Source organism: Actinoplanes sp. NPDC051861 (assembly GCF_040681145.1).
GTDB lineage: Bacteria > Actinomycetota > Actinomycetes > Mycobacteriales > Micromonosporaceae > Actinoplanes.
Window position 1 is genome coordinate 341,341 of the sequence record NZ_JBFAYE010000001.1, and the last position, 9,142, is coordinate 350,482.

Below are 9,142 nucleotides of genomic sequence, written 5' to 3' on the forward strand. Positions count from 1 at the left end.
ATGACCAAGGCCGCCCCCGATCCCCGCGCGGTTCGCGAGGCCAGCCTCGACGAGCTGGCCCGGCTCGGCCTGCCCCTCCCACCGCTGGCGTTTCCGCTGGTCTGGGAGCCGGGTGACACCGTCGAGCTGCGCCCGGTCGCCGAGCTCGAAGCCCGTGCCGCGGTGCTGCACGTCGTCGTGGCACGCTGCTTCGGCATGCCCACCGAGGCGGCGATGAGCTGGCTGCTCGGCTCGCACCTGGTCGAGATGGTCACCCCGCCGGAGTGGCAGTTCGTGATCGGCGCGAAAGGTGATCACCGCTCGTTCGTGCTGCACCACGACGCGGTCTTCGCGCTGGCTTGGCTGCTCGGTCTGAGCCGGCACCTGGACCCGACGGTGCCGCCCGACGACCGGCTGATGATGCAGATGCCCGATCTTCCGGCGGGCGAGACGTTCGGCAACTGGCGCTCCCGCTCGCTGGTCGCGGCCCGTGATCCGATCGAGGCCGCGGTCCTGCTCGACCTCTACTACTGCCTGGACTGGGCCTATCAGGAGGCCGAGCAGCAGGGCCGGTCCCTGCCCGGCGAGGTGGACAGCAACGCGATCGGGCAGCGGAGGTGGGCGCTTGAGTGGGCGGTCGTCTTTGCAGGCCCCTATCACGACAAACCCCCAGAATGGGAAGAAGTGGATTTGTCGGTTTAAAACCTTTTTATGGTACGAGACTCGTGCTCTGCCGCTCCGAGACCCGCGACGCCCTGCAACGCGGGGCCGCAGCGCGGCCGCCGGGGCACCTGCCGGGTCGGGCTCAGAGCGGCCGATAGACGGTCACGTCGACGGCCGCGGTGATCGTCTGGTCCCGGGTCGGCAGGTCGCCGACCGGGACGTGCCGGGCGCTCGGCGTCATACCGATCAGCGTGCGCGTCTCGGCGGCAGTGAGATGCATCTCTCTGCGGTGCGTGGTGGAGCCGGTAGCGGTGAAACGGTCGCCCAGCGACTCGGCCACGCGCTCGGCCTTCACCGGGTCGACCTGGATCAGACCGAAACCGGTCACCAGTTCGGCGAGGTGGTCCGCGGCGGGTGTCACGACCAGCAGCCTCCCGTCCGGGCGGAGTACCCGGTGGAACTCGGGACCGTTGCGCGGCGCGAAGACGTTGAGGATCACGGAGGCGGCTCCGTCGGCGATCGGAAGCGGACGCCACAGGTCCGCCAGCACGGCGGCGGCGCGATCGTGGGAGCGGGCCGCACGCCGCAGGGCCGGCTTGGAGACGTCCAGGCCCAGCCCGACCGCCTCGGGGGAGGAGTCCAGGAATCGGGCCAGGTAGTCGCCGGTCCCGGTGCCCGCGTCGAGCACCAGGCCGGTGGTGCGGTGCGCGGCCAGCGCCTCGGCGATGAAGGCGTAGTGGCCGGCGGCGAGGAAGGCGGCCCGGTCGGCGACCATCTCCGCCGAGTCGCCGGTGTGCGGCAGCCGGCCCGCGCTGAGATCGGCATAACCCTGCTTGGCCATGTCGAAGCTGTGCCGCCGCGAACAGCGCAGCGCCCGCTCGGCGCGGGTGAGCGGCTCCCGGCAGACCGGGCACCGCAGATACGGAATTGCTCCGTCGATCATCGGCGGCTTCCCTCTAGGCTCTCCTGATGGCTGGCATCGCACACTCCGACATCGTCAAGGCACCGAAGGTTCTGCTGCACGACCACCTGGACGGCGGTCTGCGGCCGGCCACCGTCGTGGAACTCGCCGAGGCTGTCGATCACGAACTGCCCACCCGTGACCCGGAACGGCTCGGCGAGTGGTTCGTCGCCGCCGCCGACTCCGGCTCGCTGGAACGGTACCTGGAGACGTTCGCACACACCGTGGCGGTCATGCAGACACGCGAGGGACTGCACCGGGTGGCCCGGGAGTGCGCGCTGGACCTGGCCGCCGACGGCGTGGTGTACGCCGAGGTCCGCTACGCGCCGGAACAGCACCTGGAGCGCGGGCTGAACCTGGATCAGGTGGTCGAGGCCGTGCAGGCCGGGTTCCACGAGGGCTGCGCCGAGGCGGCCGCCGAGGGCCGTCAGATCCGGATCGGCACGCTGCTGACCGCGATGCGGCACGCCGCCCGTTCCCAGGAGATCGCCGAGCTCGCCGTGCGGTACCGCGACAGCGGAGTCGTCGGCTTCGACATCGCCGGAGCCGAGGCCGGTTTCCCGCCCACCCGGCACCTGGACGCCTTCGAGTACCTGCAGCGGGAGAACTTCCACTTCACCATCCACGCGGGCGAGGCGTTCGGCCTGCCGTCGATCTGGCAGGCGATCCAGTGGTGCGGCGCGGACCGGCTCGGGCACGGCGTGCGGATCGTGGACGACATCCACACGGCGCCCGACGGGCCGAGCGAGGTCACGCCGACCGGTGGCACGCACGCGGCGCCGCCGGTGCTGGGGCGGCTCGCGGCGTACGTCCGGGACAAGCGGATCCCCCTCGAGCTGTGCCCGTCGTCCAACGTGCAGACCGGTGCGGCGCCGTCGATCGCCGAGCACCCGATCAAGCTGCTGCACGATCTCCGCTTCCGTGTCACGGTCAACACCGACAACCGGCTGATGAGCGGTACCTCGATGTCGCGGGAGATGTCGCTTCTCGCGGAGGCGTTCGGCTGGGGCTGGATGGAACTGCAGTGGCTGACGATCAACGCGATGAAGTCGGCGTTCATCCCGTACGACGAACGTTTGGTGCTGATCAATGAGGTGATCAAGCCGGCGTACGCCAAACTGGTCGGTTGAAGTCCGGATTTTCGCTTTTTTCCGGATAGGGACGAACGTACGTCAAAAGAATTCGACGTCCGGCTTGCGGACTCCACCGTTCGGCTAGACTGCCGCCTGCAAAGTCGGCAGAATCCGGCATCTCGCCTTGCCGATCGCGGGAACACGAGCCATCGTCGTTTCCAACGCGATCGACTACGATCGGGACCCGGTCGGCCAGCACCCACCCCCCAACGCCGCGCCGACCGAGTGAGTGACCTTGAGAGATGTGTACCTCTACTGGCAGTGATAATGGACCGGCGATGTCCAACTTCGATGTTGCAACATCGCGTCACACAACCGGTCCGTGTCGGCCTGCCCTTTCTCTTTGACACTTGTCGTGATGGAATCTCGGGGGCCCGACCCGGCGAGTCGGCCGTGCGCGGTGCCCGGCGAGCCGAATGCCGGGCCCGAATCAGGAGGACGGTGACGTGAGCAAGCGCCCCGACACGGCGAACGGCGTCATGTCGCGTCTGCGTCGACCGGCTGGTCGGCTGCGAGACCTACCGATCTGGTCGAAGCTCGGCCTGATCATGTTGGTTCCGACCGTGGCGACGATCATCGTTGGCGTCAACGGCCTCGTGGACCACATCAAAGAGGCCAACAACGCGGAGCGCGCCCGCACCCTCTCGGTGCTCTCGCAGACCGCCGGTGGTCTGGTCGACCGGCTTCAGGCCGAGCGGACCTACGGCGTCATGCTGACGCTGGCGAAGAAGTCGAAGAACAACGCCGCCGCCGGCGCCGCGGAGAAGCTCTACAACGACGAGCACGGTGACGTCGACGCCGCCAAGGCGCCCTATGTGCAGCAGAGGGGCGCGCTGGAGGACGTTCCGGAGAACGTCCGGATCCTGCTGCTGCGCCTGGAGCGCAACCTCGAGGACCTTCCGTCGTTCCGCAGCAAGGTCGGCAACGGCGACGGCGTCGAGCCCGACAACGCTCTGGTGAAACAGACGTATTCGTCGCTCATCGACGACCTGCTCCAGGTGCGTGACATCTCCGCGCAGCTCGCCACCGACCCGGAGCTGAGCGATCACCTCCGCGTGGTGGCCTCGGTCGCCCGGTCCAAGGACTTCGTGGCGCAGCAGCGCTACATCGGTCACGAGGTGATCGACAAGAAGGACTTCGACGCGAACCTGCGCCAGGCCTTCCTGCGGACCCAGGCCGGTTACTCGCTGGCCCAGGACACCCTGCAGTCGGTCGGCACCGACGCTGAGAAGCAGGCCTTCGCGGACACCGTGAAGGGCCCGAAAGAGCGTGCCGCGACCAACCTGACCATCCCGCTGCAGGCACTGCAGCAGGGCAACACCTCCCGCCTGGACTTCCTCAACACCGAGGGCTGGGAGTCGGCGATGAAGGGCTACAACGAGCTCTTCCGCGACGTCGAGACGAAGTTCGACGCGCAGATCGTCGCCGACGCCACCGACCTGCGTGACGAGACCAACCAGCAGGTCTTCCTGGAGACCAGCGTGCTGCTCGGCATGCTGCTGCTGGCCATCCTCTTCGCCTGGCTGGTCGCCCGCTCGATGGCCCGCTCGCTGCGCGAGCTGCGCCAGGGTGCGCTCGCCGTCGCCCAGTTCGGCCTGCCGCACGCGGTGAGCCGGCTGCGTGACCCGGCGCTCTCCGCGTCGCTCACGCCGGCACAGGTCGCCGACCAGATCGCCGAGCCGCTCCCGGTCCGCAGCCGTGACGAGTTCGGGCAGGTGACCGAGGCGTTCAACGCGGTTCACCTCGAGGCGGTGCGGACCGCGGCCGAGCAGGCCGCGCTGCGTGCCTCCGTCGCGACGATGTTCGTCAACCTGGCCCGTCGTTCGCAGATCCTGGTCGACCGGCTCATCGGTCACCTGGACCGCCTGGAGCGCGGCGAGGAGGACCCGGACCGTCTGGCCGAGCTCTTCCAGCTCGACCACCTGGCCACCCGAATGCGTCGTAACGACGAGAACCTCCTGGTTCTCGCGGGTGCCGACTCGACCCGTGTGCAGCGGGAGCCGGCCGCTCTGATCGACGTGCTGCGCGCCGCGCAGTCCGAGGTCGAGCACTACACCCGCATCGAGTTCGGCATGATCGACCGGGAGATCGAGGTCGCGGCGCACGCCGTCAACGACATGGTCCACCTGGTCGCCGAGCTCTTCGACAACGCGACCGCCTTCTCCCCGCCGAACTCGCACGTGCTCGTCGAGGCGCGCCGGATCGGCGAGAACGCTCTGCTCACCGTCGAGGACCACGGCATCGGCATCAGCCGCGAGCAGCTCCGCGACCTGAACGAGCGGCTCGCCAACCCGCCCACGGTGGACGTGGCCGTCTCCCGGATGATGGGCCTCGTCGTGGTCGCCCGGCTGGCCGACCGGCACGGTGTCCGTGTCGAGCTGCGTCCCGCCGACCGCGAGCGCGGCACCGTGGCCGAGGTCGGCCTGCCCGTCTCGGTCCTGGCCACGGCGGCCTCCGCCTCGGTCCAGCCCGGTGGTGGCTTCGGCGCTCCGCCGCCGCCCTCATCGCTGCAGGCCTTCGGTGAGCCGCTGGCGCTGGAGAGCGGCCGCGGTGGCTTCGGCGGCGGCAACGGTGGTGGTTACGGTAACGGCGGCGGCTTCAGCAACGGTGGCGGCAACGGCGGCGGTGGCGGTGGCCAGTTCGAGCCGATGACCAACGGCAGCAACGGCTCCGTGCCGGCCTGGTCCGACCTGACCGGTGCCGCACCCCCCGGGTTCGGCGGCCTGAACGGCGGCGGTGGCGGCAACGGCCTGGCCAACGGCTTCCACGGACCGCGCAGCAACGAGGTGATCCCGCCGCTGCCGTCCGGCCCGCAGGGCTTCGCCGGCCTCGACGAGCTCGCTCAGCGTCGCAACGGCGAGTTCCCGCGGCCCGAGGACACCAGCAACGCGTACGGTGCGACCATCCCGCGCCAGCTCCCCGCCAACCCGGAGAGCCAGGCACGCAACTTCATGCCGCCGGTGTCCGCGCCGCCGGTTCCGCCGATCTCGGCACCGCCGGTCTCCGGCGCGCCGATCTCCGCGGTCCCGTCCGAGCCGGTCTCGGCTGCGCCGTCCTCGGCGCCGCCCGCCGAGCAGCGCAGTCCGTTCGCCTCGGCGCCGCCGGCCTGGCCGCCGGTAACCGCCGAGCGCGAGGCCGGTGCCACCCCGCACGTGCCGGAGAACCTGGCGGCGGCGCTCGACATGACCGCCGAGCTGCCGCGCTACCGCCCGGAGAACTACGAGCCGCAGCCGCAGGTGGCCCGCCCGACCAACCCGCAGACGGCTCCCGTGCCGACCTCGGCGCCGCCGGTGCCGTCCGGTGCGGACGTCGCCGCCGCCCAGGAGGCTCAGGCCGCCGCCGCCGCGCAGATCGCGGCAGCACAGGCGTCCTCGCACCAGGAGGGCTCGGTTCCGTTCGCGGACGAGACGATGGAGCTGCCGATCTTCCGGGAGCTCGAGTCGGCCTGGTTCACCACGGCTCGCGACGAGTCGGCGACGCGGACCTCCGGATCCGGTGACGAATCCGTCGTATCCCAGCGCATCCCCACCGGGGAGCCGACCCGCATGGCCGGTGTGCCGCAGCAGGCCGGTCCTCCGGAGACACGCGACCCGGCTCCGGTCGGGGCGCCGGCGGCCGCGGCCGCTTCGTACAGCAATGGCAACGGCGCGACGGCGGGCAACCCGTGGCGTACAGCGGCGGACGACGGCTGGCAGGCGGCCCGCGCGGCCTCCGAGGTTGCCGTCGACGTCACCACCACGGCGGGCCTGCCGAAGCGCACGCCGATGGCGCAACTCGTCCCCGGCGGTGTTGACCGGGGCGGTAACTCCGTCCAGCGCCGTACGCCCGAGGGAGTCCGCGGTCTGCTTTCCGCGTACCACCGGGGTGTTCAGCGCGGTCGCACCAAGGAACAATCGACCAACCTGGAGGAGACTCCGGGAGGGCAGCAGCCCTCGCAGGCTGGCAAGGAGCATGAGGCATGACATCAACGCAGGATCTCGGTTGGCTCTTGGCCAACTTCGCCGACCGCGTACCCGGGGTTGCGCACGCGATCGCGGTCTCCGCCGACGGCCTGCTCCTCGCGGCCTCGCGGGACCTTCCGCGGGACCGTGCCGACCAGCTGGCGGCCATCGCGTCCGGCCTGGTCAGCCTTACCCAGGGCGCCGCGCGATGCTTCGAGGGCGGTGCCGTACTCCAGACGGTCGTGGAAATGGACAACGGGTTCCTCTTCCTGATGTCCATCTCCGACGGCTCCTCCTTCGCGGTGCTCGCGGCGCGTAGCTGCGACGTCGGGCAGGTGGGCTACGAAATGGCCCTCCTGGTCGACCGCGTCGGCGAAGCACTGACCCCCGCGCCGCGTTCGGCGGCCGGGGTGCTGGGCTGAAAGGACAGTGAGCCGGCTCCATCCAGGGGTTTGTCTGCGGTTTTGTCCTGCGGGTACGCTCAGCCGGCTACTGGCGGAAACTTTGATAACTAATACACTTCGAGGGGCCGAGGGAGGGGTTGTTGGTGACGATGCCTGAACGCGATGAGCCGACCGGCGCGCTGGTCAGGCCGTACGCCGTGACCCGCGGTCGGACCCGGCCGAAACTTGAGATAGCGCTGGAAGCGCTGGTCGAGACAACCGTGCGCGGCCGTTCCGGAATGATCCGCGGCGGGCAGGGTGGAAGCGAGCATCAGTACATCGCGGCGATGTGCGACGGGGGACGCGTTCAGTCCCTCGCCGAGATCGCTGCACGCATGCAACTGCCGCTCGGTGTGGCACGTGTGATCGTCGCCGACATGGCCTCAGATGGTCTGGTCGCGGTTTACGAGCCCACCTCGCTCGAAGACGAGACCGACGCGGTAGGCACGGAACTGCTGGAAAGGGTGCTGAGTGGACTTCGCAGGCTCTGACATGTCGCACCGTCCCGCCGCTGGCGGACGCGTGACATCGGCGAAGATTGTCATCGCCGGTGGCTTCGGCGTCGGTAAGACGACGCTCGTGGGTTCGGTCTCGGAGATCACCCCGCTGACCACTGAGGCGATCATGACCTCGGCCGGTGTGGGTGTCGATGACAATCGACAGGTGCCGGGCAAGATGACCACCACCGTGGCCATGGACTTCGGCCGGATCAGCATCGACCGCGACCTGATCCTCTATCTGTTCGGGACTCCCGGCCAGACCCGGTTCTGGTTCATGTGGGACGAGCTGGTACGCGGTGCGATCGGTGCCGTAGTCATGGTGGACACGCGTCGGCTGGCCGACTGCTTCGCCGCCATCGACTTCTTCGAGCACCGCCGCCTGCCGTACCTGGTGGCCATAAACTGCTTCGACGGCATGCAGTATCACAACGCGCAGGACGTGCGGGACGCCTTGGCGATCTCGAGCGACGTGCCCGTCGTGAGCTGCGACGCCCGCAACCGCGAGTCGACAAAGAACGTCCTCATCTCGCTCGTCGAGTATGTGTTGACGATGCGTCGCTCGCGCGCGGTAGCGCCCGCCTGACAAACGGTTGAAGCCCCGCTCCGGTGACGGAGCGGGGCTTTGCTGCGTCCAGAGCCCCTTACTCAGCGTGACTTGATCGCTTCGTTCAGGAGGCCGGGCAGGTCGGCGGGGTCGGCGACGGTCAGATCCGGGACGTACGAGTCCGGGTCGTCCCGGAAGGTGTGCGCTCCGGGGTGGCCGGCGTTGGTGACCAGCACCGGCCGCATTCCCGCCGCCTGAGCACCGGCGTGTTCACGGCTCCCGCCGTCGCCGACGTACCAGCACTCCCGGGGTGCGACGCCGAGCCGTGCGGCAACGGTCGCGTACAGGCGCGGGTCCGGCTTGCGACGCCCCTCACGCCAGGAGAACACCGGCGCGTCGATCCTGGGCGCATACGGCGTGCCGGCCCAGTCCTCGCACAGCTCACTGGAACAGTCGCTCAGAAGCCCCAGAACGTATCCGTCCCCCCGGAGCCGGTCGAGTAGTGGCAGAACACCTGAACGTGGCGGACGGACGCGCTCAGCGCCCGCGCGGTGTACTCGGGTCGCCGCGTCGAGCCGTACCGTGTCGGGTTCGGTGCCGCATCGGCGGGCGATCTCCCGCAGCGTCTCGCGCGTGCCGCCGAGACGCCCGGTGATCCGCTCCGGGAAGCTGCCGGCCATCTCGGCGTAGAACCGCTCCGCCGGGATGCCCAGGGCGCCGGCGGTCTCGGCGAACGCATCCGCCCGCAGAGCCTCCGCGGACGGGTCGGTGAGGGTGCCGAAGAAGTCGAAGACGATGGCTCGCATGCCGGTAAGCATCCGGGAGCGCCGGAAGGCCGCCACCCGCAGGTGACAGCCTCCCGATCCGCTCACGTCATCGCCCGTCGCAACCGGCGTTGCCGTCCTGCTCCGGTGCTCGGTCAGCGCTCGTCGTAACGGGCGCTGCCGTCCTGCTCCGATGTTCGGTCAGCGCCCGCCC

The 9,142-nt window shown here is 69.8% G+C and carries 8 protein-coding genes; 6 read left to right on the plus strand and 2 right to left on the minus strand.

Annotated features, from left to right (window positions below; all coding sequences use genetic code 11):
• A complete protein-coding gene (locus AB0M02_RS01825; protein ID WP_364219873.1) occupies nucleotides 1-681 on the plus strand; it encodes a DUF4272 domain-containing protein in 681 nt (226 codons plus the stop codon).
• 103 nt (nucleotides 682-784) lie between these two features.
• Here AB0M02_RS01825 and AB0M02_RS01830 read toward each other — a convergent pair whose 3' ends face one another.
• The gene (locus AB0M02_RS01830) at nucleotides 785-1,585 is read right to left on the minus strand and encodes a putative RNA methyltransferase (protein ID WP_364219876.1); all 801 of its coding nucleotides are present in this window, start codon (nucleotides 1,583-1,585) and stop codon (nucleotides 785-787) included.
• Between the two features lie 23 nt (nucleotides 1,586-1,608).
• On the opposite strand from AB0M02_RS01830, the gene AB0M02_RS01835 reads away from it, so the two are divergent.
• From AB0M02_RS01835 to AB0M02_RS01855, 5 genes are all read left to right on the plus strand, one after another.
• Nucleotides 1,609-2,733: an adenosine deaminase gene (locus tag AB0M02_RS01835; protein WP_364222472.1), complete on the plus strand. Its 1,125-nt coding sequence runs from the start codon at nucleotides 1,609-1,611 to the stop codon at nucleotides 2,731-2,733.
• Nucleotides 2,734-3,182: 449 nt separating this feature from the next.
• Nucleotides 3,183-6,698, plus strand: a complete 3,516-nt coding sequence (locus tag AB0M02_RS01840; RefSeq protein ID WP_364219879.1) for a nitrate- and nitrite sensing domain-containing protein — start codon at nucleotides 3,183-3,185, stop codon at nucleotides 6,696-6,698.
• Complete coding sequence (locus tag AB0M02_RS01845) at nucleotides 6,695-7,099, plus strand: roadblock/LC7 domain-containing protein (RefSeq protein WP_014447580.1); 405 nt, start codon at nucleotides 6,695-6,697, stop codon at nucleotides 7,097-7,099. Before AB0M02_RS01840 ends, AB0M02_RS01845 begins: the two co-directional genes overlap by 4 nt.
• Nucleotides 7,100-7,230: 131 nt before the next feature.
• On the plus strand, nucleotides 7,231-7,611 hold the full coding sequence (locus AB0M02_RS01850) for a DUF742 domain-containing protein (RefSeq protein ID WP_122982576.1): 381 nt from the start codon (nucleotides 7,231-7,233) through the stop codon (nucleotides 7,609-7,611).
• A gap of 1 nt (nucleotide 7,612) precedes the next feature.
• On the plus strand, nucleotides 7,613-8,203 hold the full coding sequence (locus AB0M02_RS01855; protein ID WP_263025738.1) for an ATP/GTP-binding protein: 591 nt from the start codon (nucleotides 7,613-7,615) through the stop codon (nucleotides 8,201-8,203).
• Between the two features lie 62 nt (nucleotides 8,204-8,265).
• On the opposite strand, the gene AB0M02_RS01860 is transcribed toward AB0M02_RS01855, so the two are convergent.
• Complete coding sequence (locus tag AB0M02_RS01860) at nucleotides 8,266-8,970, minus strand: HAD family hydrolase (RefSeq protein ID WP_364219882.1); 705 nt, start codon at nucleotides 8,968-8,970, stop codon at nucleotides 8,266-8,268.
• Nucleotides 8,971-9,142 lie beyond the last annotated feature (172 nt).